19 protein-coding genes and 2 tRNA genes are annotated in these 18,867 nt (G+C 47.9%); 10 read left to right on the top strand and 11 right to left on the bottom strand.

Going from position 1 to position 18,867, the window contains the following annotated elements:
* Positions 1 to 26 precede the first annotated feature (26 nt).
* From panD to miaB, 5 genes are all read right to left on the bottom strand, one after another.
* On the bottom strand, positions 27 to 383 hold the full coding sequence (gene panD, locus BUQ91_RS08370; protein WP_072827166.1) for an aspartate 1-decarboxylase: 357 nt from the start codon (positions 381 to 383) through the stop codon (positions 27 to 29).
* Between the two features lie 7 nt (positions 384 to 390).
* On the bottom strand, positions 391 to 1,119 hold the full coding sequence (locus BUQ91_RS08365) for a hypothetical protein (RefSeq protein WP_074208847.1): 729 nt from the start codon (positions 1,117 to 1,119) through the stop codon (positions 391 to 393).
* Positions 1,120 to 1,144: 25 nt separating this feature from the next.
* Positions 1,145 to 1,228 (bottom strand) — tRNA-Leu (locus BUQ91_RS08360).
* A 119-nt stretch (positions 1,229 to 1,347) separates the two neighbouring features.
* On the bottom strand, positions 1,348 to 2,259 hold the full coding sequence (locus BUQ91_RS08355; protein ID WP_074208846.1) for an SPOR domain-containing protein: 912 nt from the start codon (positions 2,257 to 2,259) through the stop codon (positions 1,348 to 1,350).
* Positions 2,260 to 2,382: 123 nt separating this feature from the next.
* Positions 2,383 to 3,705: a tRNA (N6-isopentenyl adenosine(37)-C2)-methylthiotransferase MiaB gene (gene miaB, locus BUQ91_RS08350; RefSeq protein WP_074208845.1), complete on the bottom strand. Its 1,323-nt coding sequence runs from the start codon at positions 3,703 to 3,705 to the stop codon at positions 2,383 to 2,385.
* 243 nt (positions 3,706 to 3,948) lie between these two features.
* Here miaB and BUQ91_RS08345 point away from each other — a divergent pair, with 243 nt between their 5' ends.
* The 4 genes from BUQ91_RS08345 to BUQ91_RS08330 all read left to right on the top strand — a co-directional run bounded on the left by BUQ91_RS08345 (position 3,949) and on the right by BUQ91_RS08330 (position 6,823).
* Complete coding sequence (locus BUQ91_RS08345; protein WP_074208844.1) at positions 3,949 to 4,932, top strand: TonB family protein; 984 nt, start codon at positions 3,949 to 3,951, stop codon at positions 4,930 to 4,932.
* Between the two features lie 23 nt (positions 4,933 to 4,955).
* Positions 4,956 to 5,573 carry a DUF2238 domain-containing protein gene (locus BUQ91_RS08340; protein ID WP_074208843.1) on the top strand — a complete coding sequence of 206 codons (618 nt, stop codon included), beginning with the start codon at positions 4,956 to 4,958 and terminating at the stop codon, positions 5,571 to 5,573.
* A gap of 92 nt (positions 5,574 to 5,665) precedes the next feature.
* A complete protein-coding gene (locus BUQ91_RS08335; RefSeq protein ID WP_074208842.1) occupies positions 5,666 to 6,490 on the top strand; it encodes a hypothetical protein in 825 nt (274 codons plus the stop codon).
* An 18-nt stretch (positions 6,491 to 6,508) separates the two neighbouring features.
* On the top strand, positions 6,509 to 6,823 hold the full coding sequence (locus BUQ91_RS08330) for a hypothetical protein (protein ID WP_074208841.1): 315 nt from the start codon (positions 6,509 to 6,511) through the stop codon (positions 6,821 to 6,823).
* 9 nt (positions 6,824 to 6,832) lie between these two features.
* Here the strand turns inward: BUQ91_RS08330 and BUQ91_RS08325 are convergent, their stop codons facing one another.
* Positions 6,833 to 7,654: an HAD family hydrolase gene (locus BUQ91_RS08325; protein ID WP_254842293.1), complete on the bottom strand. Its 822-nt coding sequence runs from the start codon at positions 7,652 to 7,654 to the stop codon at positions 6,833 to 6,835.
* A gap of 3 nt (positions 7,655 to 7,657) precedes the next feature.
* On the opposite strand from BUQ91_RS08325, the gene BUQ91_RS15545 reads away from it, so the two are divergent.
* The 3 genes from BUQ91_RS15545 (at position 7,658) to BUQ91_RS08315 (ending at position 8,865) form a co-directional block, all read left to right on the top strand.
* Entirely contained in the window at positions 7,658 to 7,942 is a 285-nt protein-coding gene (locus tag BUQ91_RS15545; protein WP_139299714.1) for a hypothetical protein, read from the top strand.
* A 21-nt stretch (positions 7,943 to 7,963) separates the two neighbouring features.
* Complete coding sequence (locus BUQ91_RS08320) at positions 7,964 to 8,695, top strand: hypothetical protein (protein ID WP_074208839.1); 732 nt, start codon at positions 7,964 to 7,966, stop codon at positions 8,693 to 8,695.
* A gap of 96 nt (positions 8,696 to 8,791) precedes the next feature.
* Positions 8,792 to 8,865, top strand: a tRNA-Pro gene (locus BUQ91_RS08315).
* A gap of 51 nt (positions 8,866 to 8,916) precedes the next feature.
* On the opposite strand, the gene BUQ91_RS08310 is transcribed toward BUQ91_RS08315, so the two are convergent.
* Genes BUQ91_RS08310 through BUQ91_RS08300 form a run of 3 tightly spaced genes read right to left on the bottom strand, consistent with a single transcriptional unit; the run spans position 8,917 to position 14,008 of the window.
* Positions 8,917 to 10,947, bottom strand: a complete 2,031-nt coding sequence (locus BUQ91_RS08310; protein WP_074208838.1) for an LTA synthase family protein — start codon at positions 10,945 to 10,947, stop codon at positions 8,917 to 8,919.
* On the bottom strand, positions 10,944 to 12,125 hold the full coding sequence (locus tag BUQ91_RS08305) for a glycosyltransferase (protein ID WP_074208837.1): 1,182 nt from the start codon (positions 12,123 to 12,125) through the stop codon (positions 10,944 to 10,946). The genes BUQ91_RS08310 and BUQ91_RS08305 overlap by 4 nt, the downstream gene beginning before the upstream one ends.
* Positions 12,125 to 14,008 carry a CHC2 zinc finger domain-containing protein gene (locus BUQ91_RS08300; RefSeq protein ID WP_074208836.1) on the bottom strand — a complete coding sequence of 628 codons (1,884 nt, stop codon included), beginning with the start codon at positions 14,006 to 14,008 and terminating at the stop codon, positions 12,125 to 12,127. The genes BUQ91_RS08305 and BUQ91_RS08300 overlap by 1 nt, the downstream gene beginning before the upstream one ends.
* Before the next feature lie 88 nt (positions 14,009 to 14,096).
* Here BUQ91_RS08300 and ruvC point away from each other — a divergent pair, with 88 nt between their 5' ends.
* From ruvC to mpaA, 3 genes are all read left to right on the top strand, one after another.
* Entirely contained in the window at positions 14,097 to 14,669 is a 573-nt protein-coding gene (ruvC, locus tag BUQ91_RS08295; protein ID WP_072826851.1) for a crossover junction endodeoxyribonuclease RuvC, read from the top strand.
* A 5-nt stretch (positions 14,670 to 14,674) separates the two neighbouring features.
* Positions 14,675 to 15,343 (top strand): M15 family metallopeptidase, encoded by a 669-nt coding sequence (locus tag BUQ91_RS08290; RefSeq protein WP_254842292.1) that lies wholly within the window; start codon positions 14,675 to 14,677, stop codon positions 15,341 to 15,343.
* A 67-nt stretch (positions 15,344 to 15,410) separates the two neighbouring features.
* On the top strand, positions 15,411 to 16,109 hold the full coding sequence (gene mpaA, locus BUQ91_RS08285) for a murein tripeptide amidase MpaA (RefSeq protein ID WP_074208834.1): 699 nt from the start codon (positions 15,411 to 15,413) through the stop codon (positions 16,107 to 16,109).
* 116 nt (positions 16,110 to 16,225) lie between these two features.
* Here mpaA and BUQ91_RS08280 read toward each other — a convergent pair whose 3' ends face one another.
* Together BUQ91_RS08280 and BUQ91_RS08275 are read right to left on the bottom strand one after the other, a co-directional pair.
* Entirely contained in the window at positions 16,226 to 17,023 is a 798-nt protein-coding gene (locus BUQ91_RS08280; protein ID WP_072826854.1) for a CDP-alcohol phosphatidyltransferase family protein, read from the bottom strand.
* Between the two features lie 59 nt (positions 17,024 to 17,082).
* Positions 17,083 to 18,864 (bottom strand): ABC transporter substrate-binding protein, encoded by a 1,782-nt coding sequence (locus BUQ91_RS08275; RefSeq protein ID WP_072826855.1) that lies wholly within the window; start codon positions 18,862 to 18,864, stop codon positions 17,083 to 17,085.
* Positions 18,865 to 18,867: the final 3 nt, after the last annotated feature.

The raw sequence follows: 18,867 nt of genomic DNA, 5'->3' as shown, positions 1-18,867 counted from the left end.
AAAATTTTTTGCGCTATGTGTAAGGACTAAATCTTTTCGATGATTTCGTTCTTGCCGTTGACGCGGATGACGGTTGGTTTCCATGTCTTGGCTTCTTCCGGGGACATGGTTGCGTAAGCAACAATAATGACGAGGTCGCCTGGCTGAACCAATCGAGCGGCTGCACCGTTCAGGCAGATAACGCCAGAACCAGCTTTGCCTTCGATGACATAAGTATCAAGGCGAGAACCATTGTTGACATCAAGGACGCCAACCTTTTCGAAGGGGAGGATGCCTGCTGCATCCATCAAATCGCGAGCAATAGTAATTGAACCCTCGTAGTTGAGGTTTGCATCAGTTACTGTAGCGCGATGAATTTTGCTTTTAAGTAATTCTAGCTGCATGATGCGCTTAGAACTTAACATTGAGGAAGCTTGCTACGCCCTGGTCCGGAGTCGGAATGATGCCAAAGCTGAAGCGGTTTGCGTCCGGGTTGCTGTCCCACTGAGTGCTGATGAAAGCATCTGCAAAGGACCAAAGGTGTGCTGCTGCGATTCCGAGGAATCCGTACCACCAATAACTTTTATCCTGAACGTAGAAGACAACTGTGCAAGCAATACTGCCAATTTCAAGAACGTCCATGAAGGTTGCCTTGGCAGTCTGCTTTGTTTTCCACTGATAATAGGAGGGAATCAAAAGAGAAATATAAGCGCTACCCTGATCGCCACTGCGATAACGGTAGGAGCGGTCGATGTCAGCATCTTCCATACCTTCGGCGCGCTGGCTGAGCCAATCTTCTTCGCTCACGCCAAGTCTGTTCCAAGGTTTCTGGAGATATTCAGTCGGACGAATGCCGAGTTCGACAAGCTTTGTCAACTTTTCGCGAGAAACGCCTTGTTCCTTAGCCTGCTGGTATTCCCACTGGGTGAGACCCATGTCTTCGTACTTGAAGCCTTCCCACTGGCCACCAACGGCCTGAGCTGTACCAATATTGGACTGGGAAAGTTCTGCGTTTGCTTGCGCAATGGAATCTGCAGTTGCAGCGTCCTGGAAATCGTCAGAAAAGAGGTCGTCTGACTGAGCAAACGCTAATGAGCCCGCGAACAATACAGCAGAAAGCATTTTGAACATTTTACTCATTTTGATCTCTTTCTTAAACGTTTAATGCCGGGGGAGGGAATCGAACCCTCACACTCTCGCGAGTACTGGATTTTGAGTCCAGCGCGTCTACCAATTTCACCACCCCGGCGGGGAGGTATCACAAATATAGAACATTTTTTGCGTTTTTTGTAGGTATAATGCGAAAAAACGCTTGTTTTATGCGTAAAAAACCGTAAAAAATTTTTTAGCTATACTGTTTGTAAACGTTTAGAGAGCTTGCTTTACAAGCATTGGCCTGAATTCAACGTTCAGCGGGGCTAGTTTCTTGGCTCCGTAATCCACTGCATTTTCCTTTGTATCAAATGGACCGGTGCGCACGATGTAAAGCACTTTGCCGCTTTCTAGAGTATTTTGCGTAATGGTGCAAGATATATTGCGCTTTTTCAGGTTATCTACGAGCAGGTCGGCGTTGGACTTGACGCCAAATGCGCCCAGTTGCAGCTGCCATGCGGATTTTTCTTCGACAGGCTTTGCTTCTGTTGCTTCTGTTTTGGGGGCTGCCGTTGCAACTTCTGTGGCCTTTGTTTCTGTAGCTTGTGGCTTAGATTCTGCTGTTTTTGGCTGTTCTGCTTTTGCGGCTTGTTCAGCCTTGACTTTGCGGGCTTCGCGAGCTTCGGGATTGCCGAGGTCCTTGCAGGCTTCGTTCAATTCTTCGCTGTGGGCGCGGTCTTGTACGGCGGCGCAGACTTTTTGCAGCACGGTGACCTGATGCGGCTGCGAAGTTTCGATGGCATGCACGAGAGATTCTGCGGCTTTGTTGTAGCGGCCGAGGTACATCTGGAATTGTGCCTTGGTCATCATAAGATCGGCGTAAATGGCTTGCTGCGGGTTTGTCTTGTCTATGAGACTATCGAGGCGCTTGCCTGCTTTGCTGAAATCAGCTGCGACACCCGTTTGCGAAAGGGCGAGGATGTTCCAAAGGTAACATTCGGTACGTAAGGATTCGGCCTGTGTTGGGCAGACTTGTTCGTATGCGGCAGCCGCTTCTTTCCAGTTGCCGTTGACATATGCTTTTTGTGCTGAAGCCAGTGTTTGTGCGGCTTGCGCGAAGGATGTTGTTGTAGCAAAAGCGCACAGTGCGCCTGTAATAACCAAATTTTGAATAAAATATTTAGCCATATTGCCCTCTATTTGCCCTCGAAAACAAAGATACAAATATTTCTACAAAAAGATATGACTGAAATTCTGTAACTCGTTGATATTCCGTAAGTTACGTGAGTGAACCGAGGGACGGGGTTGGTGCTATACGAGCGTGCCGCGGAGAGTCCAGCCGCGGATATCGTCGATTTTTACCTGCACGTAATCGCCCGGCTTGATAATGCGGCTTTCTTCGGGCTTGAAGATGACCTTCTTGAAGTTGTCCGTTTTACCGACAAATTCAGTCTTGTCGCGGGTGGAGCTAGCTTCAACGAGGATTTCTTCGGTGCGACCAATCATCATCTGGTTGCGTTTGAGCGTAATGGCGTTCTGGAGTTCCACGAGGCGCGTGTGGCGTGCGGATTTTTCTTCGGGCGTGAGGATTTCAGGCTCGTTGAACGATTCCGTGCCTTTGCGCGGGCTGTAGATGAACATGTACGCCGTGTCGAATTGGCACGCTTCGAATGCTTTGATAGTCTGTTCGAAATCTTCTTCGGTCTCGCCGACAAATCCGCAGATGACGTCTGTTGAAATCGCGTAGTACGGGTCGTGGCTACGCAACTGTTCGATGACGGTCATGTATTGCTCCATGTTGTGCTGGCGGCGCATCTTCTTGAGAATGGCGTCGGAGCCGCTCTGGAGCGGAATGTGCGCGTAATGGCAAACTTTCGGATTGTTCAAAAGAACGTCGATGAGTTCGTTCGTATAATGGCGCGGGTGCGGGCTTGTAAAGCGGATGCGCTTGATGCCGCCGATTTCGGAGACCTTCGTCAAAAGCGTGGCGAAGTCTTCGGTGGCGGTCTTGTAGGCGTTTACCGTCTGGCCGAGCAACATCACTTCGGTAATCCCCTTGTCGGCGGCTCTGCGGACTTCGGCGAGGATGTCGTCTGCTTCGCGGTATTTCTCGGGGCCGCGGAGGTACGGCACGATGCAGTAGCTGCAACGCTTGTTGCAACCACGCTGGATGGCGACGAACGTGCTGAAGTTATTGCTCAACTTGGCGTAGTCGCCGAGGTAGTTTTCGTTGCGATCTTCGTCGATGAACATCTTGTGGTGCGTCTTGTGCAGCGGGCTCTGGGCATCGCCGAACAGAAGCTCCGGAATTTTGCGGTACTGGTCTGGGCCTACGATGTAGTTCACGTTCTTGAGGCGCTTGAGCAGTTCTGGGCCGCGGTTCTTGGCCATGCAGCCGCACACGACGACTTTCACGTCGGGATTCTTCTTGCGCAAGTACTTGAGCTTGCTGATGTTCACGATGGCGGTTTCCTCGGCCTTTTCGCGTACGCTGCAGGTGTTCACGATGATGATGTCGGCGTCTTCTTGGTTGTTTGTCTCGACGCAGCCGCACATGTCTAGCTGTTGAGCTATCATTGCGGAGTCGTATTCGTTCATCTGGCAGCCGTATGTGGCCAAGTGGTATTTCGTCATGCGGCCAAAGATAGTAAAAGTGCGCAAGGCGAATAATGCGCGAAAGCTTGCTTTCGCATATTTGAGCCGCCGCCACGGACGCCGGAGGCGTCAAAAGGCGAGCGACGCGCGAGAAGTGCGGAAAACGCAAAAATCCCATAATCTCAATGGAAAGTTCTGAAAATCCTTTGTGCCAAAATGATGTGAAAAAAATTGTAAAAGAAATTTTTTTGCATTGATTGTTTATTTTGAATTTTGTTATTTATGGCCATGGCAAACTTCTTTAGCAAATATTTTAGTGAAATAGCGTTGATGGCTACAGCGGTGCTGTGGGCTGGTTGCAGTAACGTTGATAAAGATTCGAAAAATGAAAAGTCATTAAGCAGCGCTTCGAACAGTTTCGGTGTAGCTGAAATATCCAATCTAGTTGAATCATCTGATTCTGCGGCGTTGCAGAATGTAACGGGAAAAGACGATTCTCTTTCGAGTGAGATTTCTAAAGATTCCCTTGATACAAATTCCCAAACGGTCATATTGTTGGATTCCGCGAAACTGCTTGAAAAACAGCGGACTAGAGATAGCTTGATGAAAGAATATTTTCCTATTGGACCGTTAGGTAACGTTTGTAAGGACAACGTGTATGCGGGGCTTCGATACGATATAGGAAACTTGTTGAAGTATGGTTCTGTTAAAAAGTACGGTTGTATTAGAAGAACAAGAGTAAATACTAGCAGAGGTCTTATTTATGTTGGTGTTCCCGAGGAATATGGCCTAAGATCGTATCCTTTTCCTAAAGATCTTGTTCATCCTTTTAGTATGACTTCTGAACTTAGTGTGGTGGGTCATGTGAATGCGGTTAAGTTTAAGTCTAACGCAACTGCGAAAGTTCTTTTTGAAAATATTAAATCCGCAGACAATCAAACTCTTAATCAAGAGATGTATTCAAGGGTTGCAAAAGTTTTTCGACAAAAAAATCCTACTTTAAGTCATATATACGGAATGTTTCTCGAGGGAAAACCGTCTAATCCTTTTGAAGGAAAAATTACATTGATGTTAACGATTTCTGCGGATGGAACTGTAAAAGATGCGTTAATAATTTCATCGACTACTGGTGTTAAAGATTTTGATGAAAACATAATAAATGCGGTGTGTCGATGGACTTTCTCTAAGGTTAAATCAGGAACGACTGTTGTTTATGTACCCATTCGTTTTTATGAAGAAGCCAGACTATCGTCGCAGCCTAAATAATTGAAAATTTGTATTTTCTATGCATGAATAATATTGAAAAATCTCATTTGTTCTTGCTAGCGTTTGTTCTCCTGACAACGCTTTGGTCTGTCATCGGAGTCGAAGATACTTATCTCACTTGGATTCTTGAAGCGACACCTGCGATTGTCGGGCTGTTGGTCCTTGTGTTGACTTACAAAAAATTCAGGATGCCGACGTATCTTTACGGGGTAATGGCGCTCCATATGGCGGTACTTTTGGTGGGGGCTCATTATTCGTATGCGAATGTTCCGCTTGGATTCTGGATGCAGGATTGGTTCGGCTGGACGCGAAACAACTACGATAAAATCGGGCATTTGATGCAGGGCGTTACTCCTGCACTTGTGATGATTGAACTTTTGCGCCGCACGACTCCGATCAAGACGGCTGGCTGGACGGGCTTCTTGTCGGTGTGCGTGGCCGAGGCAATTTCTGCGCTTTATGAAATTATCGAGTGGCTTGCATCGCTCAGCAATCCGACGGATACGGAAGCATTTTTAGGAACGCAGGGCTACATTTGGGATACGCAAACGGATATGTTCATGTGTCTTATCGGGGCGACCGTTGCTGTTATCATTCGCTTGTGGGTGCTGCGTTCGCAAACTCCGAAAATTGCATTTTAGTAGCATATTTGGGCAAAAAAAACGCCCCTTGAACGTGTAAAATTGTCTTTGTACGCTGATTTTTCTGATTTGAATTTTGTTATTTATAAAGCATGGCGAAAAACTTCAGCAAATTTCTTGGCAAAGTGGCGCTCATGACTGCGGCTGCGTTGTGGGCTGGTTGTAACGATTCTGATAAAAAGTCGGATGTTTCTCAATCGCAAATTTTGGGAAATGCGGCGCAATCGGCGAATAGTTCTCTTTCTGCGGATACTTTGGTGTCTGAAAATGAGTTTGCGGAATCGTCTGCTTCGGATAACGTTGCTGTGATAGAACCTGCCAAGGATTCCCTGTTGAAAAAGGTTGCTCGCGTTGCCAAGATGAAGCCTGAAATCGGTATGATTCGGGCTTTGTACGGTGTTATCGAAGAAAATATGGGGAGAGCGGTAGCCCTTTATGGAGTTCGGCCTCCGCGTGAGATTGTTTCTCCTGATGACCCTCGTGAAATTAGCCGGCCGCCTCGCTCTGTTCCTCGTTGCCTTGTCAAAGAATTGACGGAAGATGATGTTGTCGTAGGGAAGGATAACGACATTGATGTTAAATATTTTCTGAAAGTATTCCGTCAGCGTTCGCCGGCCATACGCCATATCTGCAATAAGAATCTTTATAAAAATGTAAAGTATAGCGCTAAACGTGCTAAGGAATTTGAAGGAGAGACTGTTTTTGAACTGAAGATTTCTCCGAGTGGAAACGTTGAAAATGTTGAGATTAAATCAACGAATGATCAGTTTAGCGAAGAAATCAGAAAATCAATAGCTCGTTGGGCATTCCCGAAAACGCAAAGAGGCGGGACGTTTACATTCCCTGTTAATCTGTACGAAGTTATTCCTTCGGCTGCATCAAGTGCTTCTGAACAGCCTTTGTCGCTGACAGAATAATTTTGTATAATACAGAGTATGTCTAGGTTCTTTAGAAAAAAATTTCATAAAATTACGCTGTTGATCACGGCTGTATTTTGGGCTAATTGCGGTGCTGCTGAAGAAAAGCAGGATACGACCGGTGTTTTGAATGATTCTAGCAAGTTAGAAACGTCTGATTCCACAAAAAAAGAAAAAATTTTAGAAGTCTCGGATTGGCTTGATTATGATTTAGTATGTTATTATGGTGTTAATGCGGATAATTATGAACTAGGGGATCCGTGGGATGGCCTTGAATATGCAGCTCGAGAATTAACCCAAATTTTAGATGATAAACAAAGATTGAAAAGGTAATGGAATTATCTAATCGATAAATTCTGCGAAATCCTTGATGTGGCCTGCGGTATAGCGCGGTTCTAGCGGGAGCAGATTTTCTGCTTTGCCGAAGCCTTCAAAAAGCGTGATGCAATCGATGCTTGCGTTCTTTGCTGCTAGAACATCGGGTGTATCGTCACCAATCATAATTGCTTTTTCGGGGACGATTCCTGTTTGGCGGAGAATCTCGAAAATCCCGGCGGGGCTTGGCTTGCGTGCGGGCGTGGTGTCTCCACAGAGGTATGTGGCGAACGAATTTTCAAGACCGAATTTTTCGAGAATTTTTTGTGCGGGTGCGACCGGCTTGTTTGTGAGCATCGCGGCGCATTTATTCCCGGCGCAGTATCCATTACCATTCGCGCAGTTTCCGTCACGTTTGATGTTTGCGATTCGTTGAACGAGTTCTATAACCCCTTCGTACGGTTCTGTATTTTCAGTACAATGTTCCCAATAGTATTCTGAATAAACTTTATGAATTTCTTTAATCTTATCTTCGCTGTAGCCATTGCTGCTTAGCACGGCGGCGACTTTATCGATATCACGAATGTTTTCCATGCCGACATAATTAGCGGCTACCGCTCGACGTATGAGGTTCATGGAGCCGTTTCCGATGAAGATTTTTACATCTTCGTTGGGATGTGTTTTAAGCCCGGACTGCTTCATTGCGTAATTCACTGCGGGTGCCAAATCGCCCAGCGTATTGAATAGCGTTCCATCTAAATCGAAAATGAACAGTTCCTTTTGGTGAAGCAATGCTTTGAGTTTGTCGCGTGGAGTCATGGCGCCAAATTTAGAATTTTGTATATTCATTTTATGATGAAGTTCTTGATTATACCGATTCTCGTGTGCCCGTTGCTTATGGCGTGCGGGCCCTGCGCTTCTACGAATACTTGCGCTGAAGAATGGTATAAGGAAAGTCAGGATGAGTATAATAAGAAAAATGCGATGTGCGTTGATCAACCCAAGTACGATGAATGTGTCGATTATTATCGCACTGTACCGATATCTCCTGGTTTTTCTATTTCCAGTTATTGTTATGATCAATCGAAATATCGTTGTATAGATCGTAAATCATCTTCGTCTAGAAAGAAATGGTGACATTTTTGTATATTAACCAATATGAATTTCAAAAAGTTTTCTCTTGCACTTTTAGCTGCGTTTTTTGTGGCTCCCGTACTTGCTGACGATATTATCCGTTTCGTGCCGGATCCGTACCCGATTGGTTATGCAGACCAAGGCGATGTGCGTCATATCGTTATCAAGGGTGCCAATATTACGAATAAAGAAATAACCCTTGAAACCGTGATGGGTCAAGGTATTGGCATGTCGAATTTTAAGTATCCGACTAAGATTGCACCGAATGCTGCGGTGACAATTGAATTTGATATGGATTTTGCTGGCATGGATGGTCAAATCAATCCGGTTGTGGTGATGATTGACAATCAGGGCAAGTCGTATGCTGCTCAACTTGATGGCTATGTGAAAAATCCGATTTTCTTTGGCGAAAAGCTATTTGATACGGGGTACTACGCTCCGAATGAAAAGCGTGAATGGACGTTCTACGTGTGGGGAACCGACAAGAAAACTCGCCCAGACCTAACTCTTGATGAAAATGCTCAAAAGGAATTTAAGCTCAAGACCAAGAACGTGATGCTCAATGTTGATGATTTGGGTAAAATTAGGGAAGGGGGCAAGGTTCCTGGATTGAAGTTGACCCTTTCGACGAGTGGACTTTCCCGCACGGGGTGGGAACTCAAACAAAAGAGCATTCGCAAGATTGTCGGCTTTAAGAGCAAAAAATTCCCGAAGGCAACACCTGAAGTGCTTATCGTTGGTTATTGGAAGGACTAGCGCTGCCGGAATGGTCTAATTGTTGCTTTTTTCAAGAGTTTGCCTTGAAAAAATACCGTGGTTTAACTAACTTTGGCATACTCTTGTAAGAGACCTCGGGATGTAGCTCAGCCTGGTAGAGCGCTTGAATGGGGTTCAAGAGGTCGCTGATTCGAATTCAGTCATCCCGACTAAAAAGACTCGTCATTGACGAGTCTTTTTCGCGTTAAGGTCTGCGCGAATTACAGCCCGTGTTCGAGCGAATAATCCGAAATCTTGATGAGTGTATCGAGCGTGGCGTGCATTTTGGCAGTGCGTTCGGCTTCTGTTTTGGCGAGGTCGTGCTCCTGACGCATGTCTCCATCATCAAAGAGGTAAACTTCGTCGTTGGAGTTTGTCTTTGAAACTACGCGGTATTTGTCGAGGCCGAGTGCAGAATAGCCCGAGTATGCTCCTAGCGAGAGCCCTGCGAGTTCCTTTTTGACGATCGTGCTGTCAGCATTCAGAGTGGTTTCTGTATCACGCAGCAAGTTGTGTCCCATGAAAATATTCGGGACTGCAAATCCGGCGAGCTCGAGTATGGTGGGGGCGATATCGATTTGCGCGGCAGTTGTCGTGTCGTGAACCGGTTCAAGCCCTTTGCCGTGGATGATAAACGGAATCCAACTGATGTTTGAAAATCCGCCGCCGTTCATGGTCGAAACTCCATTTTCGCCTAAGGGGAAACCGTGGTCTGCCATGATGATAACGTACGTGTTCTTGTACCATTCTTCGTTTTGAATGGAGCGGATGAAGTGCGCGAGTTGCCTGTCGGCATAGTTCATGGTGACGTTGATGCGCTCTTGTAGGGGGCGTGCTTTTTGTTCATCGGTCATGCCTGCTGCAAAGTTGAACGGGTAATGGTTGGAGCGCGTCATGAGCGTGGCGAGGAACGGCTTGCCTGCTTTGGAGAGCGTGTCGCGCACATATTGGGCGGCATGCTCCATGAATGTCGAATCATCTTCGCGCTCGCGGCTGTAATGTTCTGCAGTGTACCATTTGGCCATCCAGACACCGAGATTATCCCAGGCGGGGTCGGCTGCCGACATGTAGTGTGTGCTGTAGCCGTTGTTTGTCAGTACGGATACAAAACTGGGGAGCGTGACATGTGCAAGGTCGGTTGCTTGCGAAAGTCTAGAATGGTGCGGGATGCCTAAGTGTGTCGAAAGAACGCCGCCTGTTGTCGGGACTCCGCTTGTATGCATGCGCATCCACACGTGAGAGTTGGCGGCAATTGAATCGAGGAATGGTGTAGGCGAGGGTTGGATTTGCGGATTCATGTAGCCCGTGTTAAGTCCGCGATGCGATTCCATAAGCACTAAAATGAAGTTGGGCTTCATTTCGCGTTGGGCTGCGAGCTTTTCGCTGTTCTGGAGCTCTGCGCTTGGTACTCGGTAAAGCGGAAGTCCATGGCCTTCTTTATCATCTGAGAATTTCCAGAGATTATCGCCTTCGACGCGTTGCCACAGATTTTGGTAAGCGGTGCGGTAAGAGGCTAGTTCTTGTTCGGAAAGCCCTGCTGCACTTTTTGCAACGAATAGATCGTTATAGACTAGCGAAACTACCGGACGGAGTTTTGCCATGCGAGCGTTCCCGGTCCAGATAAAATAAACGAACAGGTAAGAGGCTATGTAAAAGATGACCATTGCAATGACGGACTTTTTCATGCGGAATCCGTCTGGCGTGCGGTAATGCTTGCTCAACAGTTTGTATAAGCCGTAGGTCAACGGGAGCATCAGTACGAGCACAACGAATTGCAAATAAGGGATAGACAAGTCGTTTGCCACGTAGTCATAGAACATGGCAATGGACGATGTGTCCTTGTAGGTGTCCACAAGGCCGAAGCTCAAGTGCCCGCCCAAGAATCGCTGGACTTCGTTGTCTAAAAGCGTAAAAAGTAAGATGACGCTATGGAAAACCGTGTAGGCAATCGTCGTGACTTTCGCGACTTTTTGAATTGCAGATGCCGCGCATCTCGAACTTGCGATTTTTGCGGCAATTCCGCCGAGCACCATAAACACCACAAGCGCATTGCAAATCCACATAAAGTCGATGCAGACAGCGTGGAAAATAAACCAGTCCGGCTTAGATACAAACGGGAATCCGTAAGGATTGCTACGGAAGAGTAGCATTACACGGAGCAGAATGTGCGTAACCCAAAAGGCGAGCGAAATTAAAACCAAGTTCTTGGATGGCTCAAAGAACTTGGCTATTTTCTGTATAAAATTTTTCATTTTTTAAGTCCGGTAATTTCTTTGTACAAAGCGAGTTGGCGTTTGAAACAATCGTTCCAACTGAATTTCTCGGCGTACTTTCGTGCTTTTGCTTTTTTGTCGGTGAGGTCTGAATTGTAGAGCTCGACAATCGCATCGGCTAAGGCTTCGGGCGTGCGCTCCTTGAGGATTGTTCCTGCACCTGATTCTGTGACGTGTTCGAATGCGGCCCCGGCGGCAGCGCCGACAAGAGCGTTCCCGCTAGCCATGCTTTCGAGGATGGAAAGTCCGAACGTTTCCCAGCCGGAGAGCGCAAGCCCCATATCGACACTCGCGTAATAGCGGGCCATTTCATCGATGGAGTTTACGAATCCAATGTAGCTCACGTGCTTGTATTTTTCGGCCGCGGCTTGAACGAGCGGGAGGCTTGGGCCTGTGCCTGCAAAGACTATTGCGGGTTCGTGGCCGAGCTTTTGTGTTAGAATGTCGTATGCGCCAAGAACAAGGTCTATGCCTTTTTCGTTGCAATGCCTGTGCGGGAAAAATATCGTGAGTCGGTTGGGCTCGCCGTCCTTAAGTTTTGCAACAAGCGCTTCGTCACGTCTGCTGGGCGAAAATGTATCGATATCGCAACCGAGCGGAATCCAACGTGGGTTGGGGAGGCCGTTCTTTTTGAGGCGCGCCATGGCTTCTTTTGATGAAGCTTGTACGCAGTCGAAATCTTTAAATTCTTGCTTCGCGTACCAGAATGCAATTTTGCGGAAGAACGTTCCCGTGCCTGCGCCAAATTTTTTTGCAATGGGTCTGCCTACATAGGTTACCGGAAAATCGGCATGCCAAAAACTGAATAGCGCTGCGTTGGGAACAACTTTTTTTGCAATGTTGCGGACAACGGATGGCAAAATATATGGAGAACCAACTTCAATTGCATCGGGCTTGTATTTTTCAAGAATCGGGCGGATTTGACTGCCCTTCCACATAAAGCGGTATTCCCAATTGCCTGGGAACCGGAATGCTTCCACATGCTCGATGATCAGCCCTTCGCTTCGCGTTTCTGTGTACGTGCTTGAAGAGGGCATGACAAATACCGAACGGACTTCGCTTTGCTTTTCGTAAAAAGCCATTTTCTGCAAATGGTAACGACGGACTCCGCCTCCTGACGGACTCCAGAAGTTGTTGAAATCAACGATGGTAAACATTAAGCTTCTTTCATGCGGCTAGATTGTGGGTCAATCAAAATCTTGTCTTCGTAGATGCGGCTTGTACCCAGTCTCTTGGAATCGACCGAGAGGCTCAATGCGCCATTCTTTTCGACGAGCCAATAGATGGCGTCGGAATCGCGGAGGTAAGCGCGCGGCCCCAAAAGACCCATGTTAGAATCGATGAGTTCACCACCGAGGAAAATGGGAATGTCGAGAGCCTTGTACAAGTCGAGCATGATGGACGAACGCTTTTCGTGAATATCCGGAAGTTCCGGACGATCGGTAATCTTCAAGTGGTCAATCCCGTCAATTACGAGAATCAAATCGGGATGGTCCTTGAGTTCCGGCTGTAGCGTTTTGAGAAGATCGTTAAAGTCGAGCGAGGGCATGTCGTCCCAAATCTCGAGACGATTGTTACGCACATAGCCCATCAAGTCGCGTGTCGCATCCGTAATCTTCTGGTTGATTTCGTTGTCTGCATTCTGCTTGCGGACCGTGAGAATGGATTCACCAATAAGCATGGAAACAAGCCTGTCGAAAATTTGACGGCGCGGTGTTTCGTAGGCAACGTAAATGATTTTAAGGTTCGGATTGCTCTCGATGAGGTCGAGCGTGATGCTCGAAAGTAAAAATGTCTTGAGGCCAAACGGTTGCGACGATACAAAGAAACAGCCCGACTGCACACCGTCGATTTCCTTGGTGAGTTTGGGGAACGTGCTGAGCTTGTAGCCCACGCTTTGGTCCGGCGGGCATGCCATCGCGTTATCGAAGTTTTCCTTGATGTCTTGCAACAGCATCGAGCGGCGGTGGGAGTGGATTGTATCGACTTCGGTTTTGGCAATGAGATCGAGGAGCTGGTCTGCTCCGTTCTTGCGTACGAATGTATCGACCGTTTCGTCTTTCGGGAGGATGATGGACTTGAGGCTCATGTGCATTTGTTCGGCGAGCTTCAAGTACTTTTGAATCTTGAGTTCCTGATTGCGGCGGTCTTCTTCGCGGCGTAACAATACCGTGAACGATTCAGCACCGCAGGCTTTTAACTTGTACAGGTGGTTGATGTTCAATTCCTGGAACATCGTAGAGACAACGCCTGGAATACCGGCGAGGTCGGCGGTGAGGGCGTCAAAGAACCCTTGTACAATAATCGGGTTGCTGCTATCGGCTTGAATGTTGAACGGAATTACAGTCGGACCGGATGCATAAGTGATGTATGTATGGCTCTTCTCGTTATCGTCGATGAGCCTTCCGTAAACGGAGTGGATGAACCCCTTGGAGTTACGGGCCGGAATTGTAATTCTCGGTTCGTGGTATGCATCGAGGTTGTCGAGGTAAAAACTGATCTGGTGGCGTTCGATGCCCGAAAGCATGCAGTAGCTGATGAACGGTTCTGGGTCACCGCTGTAGTAGCCGAGACCGTAAAGTTGAGCTTGACCAATGCTCCAACCGCGTGCTTCCAAGAATTTTGCCGAAGAAGGGCTCTTGCAGGCGGCCCAGTGGCAATAACGAACAAAACATTCTAGGACTTTAGACTTTTCACCGCCAACTTCCTTGACCCACGGATGTTCGCTATCTTGGCTGTTGGCCAGGTCCTTGTCGAGCGATCCGAGAAAGTCATAGGCTTCGGAACGAGCTGACTGTTCGTCGAGACCGTTAAAACGGCTTTTCATGAGAAAATCGACCAAGTCTCCTTCTGCACCGCATTGGAGACAGCGGTAGCGCCAGTAACCCAGCGCATCATAGAAGAATAGAGAGGTCTCTTCGGGGGAGTGGAATGGGCAGCAGGCTATAAGGTTACGGCCCCAACGGCTCAGGGGAATACCCAGTTGTCTTGGGTGTGCTTTCGTTCTCATATAATCTGCATGTTCCTGATCAATCAGCATGGTCGCCTCCTATAGAGAAATCTAATAAAGTCCGCACCCGCAAATGCGTTTTTTTTGAAAAAAAAGCATTTTTATCTATTTTTTTGTCATGGTTATTCTAGGTATCGACCCGGGCTCCATTACGACCGGATATGCTTTCTTGAAAAAAACGGGCAATCAAATTCAAGTCCTTGAGTATGGCACGTTTCATGCAAACGCCACAAAGAGTCTTGAAGACAGGCTTGTGCATATTATTTCGGAGCTGGAAGAGCGTTTGGACCATTATCATCCGGATGCTTTGGCGATGGAAGGCGTGTTTTTTGCCAAAAATGTGAAAAGCGCTCTTGTGCTTGGGCATATCCGTGGGGCGATACTTGTGGCGTGCCACCGTCGCGGGATGACGTATGACGAATACCCACCGCGTGTCGTGAAACAGGCTGTTACAGGTGATGGGGCTGCCTCGAAGGAACATGTGGCGAACATGGTCTTTGCTCGCCTCGGGATTGTTGCTTCTGAACTACCGCTCGATGCTACTGATGCGCTTGCCATTGCGTGGACCCATGCGAATCCGGCCTCTCCGGTGCAGTCGCTTGTCACGAAAAAGAAGACAGCTAAAAAGAAAAAGGCGACGGTGCAGCAATGGAAGGATTTGATTGAAAAGATGGGAGGGACTATTCAATGACGGATATGTCTCAGTTATTGCCGTATGGCCTTGGAACGCCCGATTTGGTCGAGTTCCAGCCGGGGTATTTTGTTGACCGGGAAATTGTTGGCGATTTGCAGCTGCTTGCGCAAGAGGCTGCCGCGAACGGCTTTGAACTGCGCCTTGAGTCGGCGTATCGTTCGTTCGAAAAGCAACTTTCGATTTGGAACCGCAAGGCACGAGGTGAACTTAAGCTCTTGAATGAAAACGGCGAGCCGATGGAACGCCCGAAAGATGAAGAAGAACTGATGTATGCGATTCTCACTTGGTCTGCTCTTCCGGGGGCGAGCCGTCACCATTTGGGGACGGACATCGACGTAGTCGATGGAGCTGCGTGCCCGGAGGGCTACGAGGTCCAGCTCACGCCCGCGGAATGTGAAGGCATGTTTGCGAAATTCCATGCGTTCTTGACGGCGCGCATGGAGGCGGGTGAATCGTTCGGATTTAGTCGTGTGTTTGTCCCTGGTCGCGGAAAAATCAAGCCCGAGGGGTGGCATATTGCGCATCTGCCGACATCGCGCAAACGCTTGGAGCACTTTTCGCTCGATGTGCTGCGCAACATTTATGAACGCTCGGATATGGAATGTAAACGCGCTGTACTGGCGAATCTCCCGCAGCTTGCTGAGGAATACATCTATCCTTACTTTGTGTAGAATGCATTACGTCATACTGAGCCCAAAGGGCGAAGTATCCAGTTAAATTTTACAGTTTACTAGTTCTATGAATTTTACTCTTGAATCTCGCGGTATAATCCGGTTGAAATCTTCTATCTATGGCCGTTCGGTGCTGGGTGCTCCGCTTTTGTATTTCCCATGCAAACGAGAATGTAAATTGCTCGTCATAGCCGGGATTCACGGTGAAGAACCGGAAACGACGTTTCTCTTGAGCCGAGTATTACGGGCTTTTGAAGACAACTTTGATTCCATTGCATTTATTCTGAGTGCCAATCCTGATGGCATGGTCCTTGGAACGCGCGGAAATGTACACGGAGTGGACTTGAACCGCAATTTCAAGACGCAGAACTTTTCAACAGAAATGGTCGCTTCACGTTCTATTTTGGAAGCTCCGCGAGACACACTTTTGTCACCGGGGGCTGTTGCCGGGAGCGAACCGGAGACTCAGGCTCTTGTTGAGTTGGTTGAAAAACTGAAACCTGCAAGTGTTATTTCGATGCATGCTCCGATGGCTTGCGTCGATGCTCCACAAAAGACTGCGCTTGTCGAAGGCTTGATGGATACGTTTAACTTGCCTTGGTTGCCAGACATTGGGTACAAGACGCCGGGGAGCTTTGGTACGTGGTGTGGTGAGCGCGGACTGGAATGTGTGACGTTGGAACTCCCGCGCATGTCGTTGGAGCATTTGTTTGACCGCTATGGTCGTGCGTTTGCGGAATTTCTGGAATGCCAGGGAACGCGCTAATCCACTATAGCCTATAAAAAGGAAATGCCCGCTTTTCGGCGGGCTTTTTGCTTGAAATTTAACTGGATCCTTCGTTTGTGCTGCGCACTTCGCTCAGGATGACGTTGTTTTATCGACTACTTCTTTGAGGCCTTAGCTTCTTCGATGATTTGCTTGCGGGTTGCAAGGCCAACGCCGAAGCCGATGAGCATGTAGCTTGCTCCAAGGAGAAGCAAGTATTCAAGAATGTACGGCACCTTTTCGTTGTAGAAGAGGATTCCGGCAACGTAGGTGAGCAAAATCAGAACGATCTGGAAAATGTTGAAAGCCTTGTTCTTGCGCGGCTGGAGCTTCGGGAGGAACAACGGACTCACCATTAAGAATCCCGTTGCAACGAACACGATAACCGGAAGCCAGAAGAGGAATGTGCTCGGATCGGCAAAAACACCCTTGGTCTTGAGGAAAACGATAAGCACGGCGTTGATCATACCGGCAAATGTAGAAGGAAGTCCGGAGAAGTGGTGGTGGTAGGTGTCGGAGTCGCATGCGTTGTACTTGGCAAGGCGCATGGCAGCACAGAGCACGTAAACGGAGAGAGCGACTACCATCAGAAGGCCGTGGTTTTGGAACCATTCCGGTGCATAAATCTTGTAAGTGAAGAAGAAGCAGAATGCCGGGGCAAGGCCGAAAGCAATCAAGTCAGCGAGGCTGTCGAACTGGGCTCCGAATTCGGAACTGGCGTTCACGAGTCGGGCTGCAAAACCGTCAAGCTTGTCAAAAAGCGCGCACAACATGACAAAATATGCACCCATGCGGATTTGGTCTGCCGTACTAAAAGAACTGAACGCTCCTGTTGTCCAACAAATGGAAAACACACCCAACAAAAAGTTCAGGCTTGTGAAAGTATTTGGCAAAACAAAACGTAATTTTCCCACGATATACTCCTTGAATTGGTGTGCAAAAAATAAATTTTTTTGAGAGAAAAGGAACTTTTTTATTGATTATCCGGCTGTTCGACGGGTACAATTTCCCAAAGAGCGCTCACTCCGGCGGCCACAATCAGGTTATTGGGGGGCGCATACGGGTTTTCTTCCGTGGGGAAGTTCGTCCAGTGCTTGGTAGAGAACTGGTAGTAGGTCGAGGGCCTATACATGAGGGGGATGAGGGGGACCGTTTGCATGAACAGCTTGTTGAGTTCGCGGTAGGTTTCTACGAGCGAATCTTCGGCTGTAATGGTCGGTATTTGCATCACGAGATTGTTTATTTCGGCGTTCTGGAATCGTCCCGGGTTTGCAAATGTTTCTTCGCCAACCGGTTTATAGTTAGCTGTGCTTAGCATTTGGTAGAATCTGTGCCAGGGATTTGCAACAGAGTGTTCCGTGGGCGGAGTCTTAAGGGATAGGTCGAATGTCCCTCGGCGGATGTTCGTGTCCCATATTCCATAATCGATAATTTTTGCTTCGGCGGTAATGCCGATTTCTGCGAACGATTCGGTTAAGACGTTGATTGCATCGATCCAGTCGGTCCAACCTTGCGGGCACTCGATCGAAATTGTGCGGACAGGCTTTTTCTTTTTGTCGAGGAGTTTGCCTTCTTCGTTCCATGAGTATCCGGCTTCCGCAAGAATCTCACGGGCCTTATCCGTGTTATAACTATACCCGTAGGTTTCGATATCTTCTTTGTTGAAATACTTTTTCTCGGTGCCAAAGGGCAAAATGAACCCGGGCTGTATGGCGGGGGTATAGTTCGAAAATGCTTTGGCTTTGATTTTTTCAAAGTCGATGGAATGGGCGAGGGCGCGCCTAAAGGCTACGTTGTTGAACGGTTCCTTGGTAGTCGCAATGATGAGAGCTGTTAGGGTTGAGGGGAGCTGGTAGGGTTCCTCGCGGCTCCAGGCTCGGATGCTGTCCTTTGACTTTTCCCAAATTCTGGGTAGAAAAATCGAAGAGACATCAAGGTTCCCGCGAATCATTGCGCTATTGAAGTTGTCGTTCTTGTCGTAAATGGGGTGGATGATGTACTTGGGGGCGGGCTTCCTTTTGCCATAATGATTTTGGCGCCAGTAGTTTTCGACACGTTCAAGAACAATTTGGTCGGGGGTGTAAGTCTTGAGGGTGTACGGCCCCGAAGCAATCGGGTGAGAATCGTTTGTGAATTTGAGAATCTTCTCCATGCTGTATGTTTTTCCGCTTTTGGCGGATTTGATCAGCGGTTCGAAGACGGACTTCGGGAGAATAGATGTCTCGGCGATGGCGTTCAAGGCCATGAGCGGGTTTTTGTTGTCAGACAAAAGAAATGTGATATGGTTATCGCCGTCGTCCGTAATGCTTTTGAAGTGCTTCCAGTTGTTATGGTGTGCCGTCGGGAGCAGTGAATCTATCCTGAATGAGTAAATGACATCGTCAGGAGTGACTGGTTCTCCGTTGTTCCACTTGGCTCGTGAATCTAAATGAACGGTAATGCTTGAATCCGTCTGGGTGAATCCATCGGCTAGCATCGGGTCCAGATTCTCGGTAAGCTGGTTAAACGTGAGGAGCGACTCGTACATGAGTCTTATGTTGCCATCAGTCGGGAAGTTCGGGTCGGGATCGAGCGGATTGAATGTGGTGGGTGGAGCCCAGTCGAACCCTCCGATGTACAAAGTCTCGTTTCTCGGAAATTCAGAAACCTTTTCTTTGGGCGTCTTTGATGCATCGTCCTTGCAGCCTGCGACCATGAACGCAACCGCTATGGAGAGGTAGCAAAAGGGGGCGATTTTTTTGAAATGGACGCTCATTTA

It is taken from the genome of Fibrobacter sp. UWB11 (assembly GCF_900143015.1).
In the GTDB taxonomy this organism is placed as follows: domain Bacteria; phylum Fibrobacterota; class Fibrobacteria; order Fibrobacterales; family Fibrobacteraceae; genus Fibrobacter.
This window is presented reverse-complemented; position numbering and strand designations above follow the sequence as displayed.

Bases quoted from the DNA above. Each gene is read 5' to 3' on its own strand.
- BUQ91_RS08290 (WP_254842292.1), top strand. From the start codon at position 14,675: ATGTCTCAGTTATTGCCGTATGGCCTTGGAACGCCCGATTTGGTCGAG.
- BUQ91_RS08325 (WP_254842293.1), bottom strand. From the start codon at position 7,654: ATGAATATACAAAATTCTAAATTTGGCGCCATGACTCCACGCGACAAA.
- BUQ91_RS08340 (WP_074208843.1), top strand. From the start codon at position 4,956: ATGAATAATATTGAAAAATCTCATTTGTTCTTGCTAGCGTTTGTTCTC.
- BUQ91_RS08275 (WP_072826855.1), bottom strand. From the start codon at position 18,864: ATGAGCGTCCATTTCAAAAAAATCGCCCCCTTTTGCTACCTCTCCATA.
- mpaA (WP_074208834.1), top strand. From the start codon at position 15,411: ATGAATTTTACTCTTGAATCTCGCGGTATAATCCGGTTGAAATCTTCT.
- BUQ91_RS15545 (WP_139299714.1), top strand. From the start codon at position 7,658: ATGATGAAGTTCTTGATTATACCGATTCTCGTGTGCCCGTTGCTTATG.
- BUQ91_RS08310 (WP_074208838.1), bottom strand. From the start codon at position 10,947: ATGAAAAATTTTATACAGAAAATAGCCAAGTTCTTTGAGCCATCCAAG.
- BUQ91_RS08365 (WP_074208847.1), bottom strand. From the start codon at position 1,119: ATGAGTAAAATGTTCAAAATGCTTTCTGCTGTATTGTTCGCGGGCTCA.
- panD (WP_072827166.1), bottom strand. From the start codon at position 383: ATGCAGCTAGAATTACTTAAAAGCAAAATTCATCGCGCTACAGTAACT.
- ruvC (WP_072826851.1), top strand. From the start codon at position 14,097: ATGGTTATTCTAGGTATCGACCCGGGCTCCATTACGACCGGATATGCT.
- BUQ91_RS08330 (WP_074208841.1), top strand. From the start codon at position 6,509: ATGTCTAGGTTCTTTAGAAAAAAATTTCATAAAATTACGCTGTTGATC.
- BUQ91_RS08345 (WP_074208844.1), top strand. From the start codon at position 3,949: ATGGCCATGGCAAACTTCTTTAGCAAATATTTTAGTGAAATAGCGTTG.
- BUQ91_RS08355 (WP_074208846.1), bottom strand. From the start codon at position 2,259: ATGGCTAAATATTTTATTCAAAATTTGGTTATTACAGGCGCACTGTGC.
- BUQ91_RS08305 (WP_074208837.1), bottom strand. From the start codon at position 12,125: ATGTTTACCATCGTTGATTTCAACAACTTCTGGAGTCCGTCAGGAGGC.
- BUQ91_RS08335 (WP_074208842.1), top strand. From the start codon at position 5,666: ATGGCGAAAAACTTCAGCAAATTTCTTGGCAAAGTGGCGCTCATGACT.
- BUQ91_RS08300 (WP_074208836.1), bottom strand. From the start codon at position 14,008: ATGCTGATTGATCAGGAACATGCAGATTATATGAGAACGAAAGCACAC.
- BUQ91_RS08320 (WP_074208839.1), top strand. From the start codon at position 7,964: ATGAATTTCAAAAAGTTTTCTCTTGCACTTTTAGCTGCGTTTTTTGTG.
- miaB (WP_074208845.1), bottom strand. From the start codon at position 3,705: ATGACGAAATACCACTTGGCCACATACGGCTGCCAGATGAACGAATAC.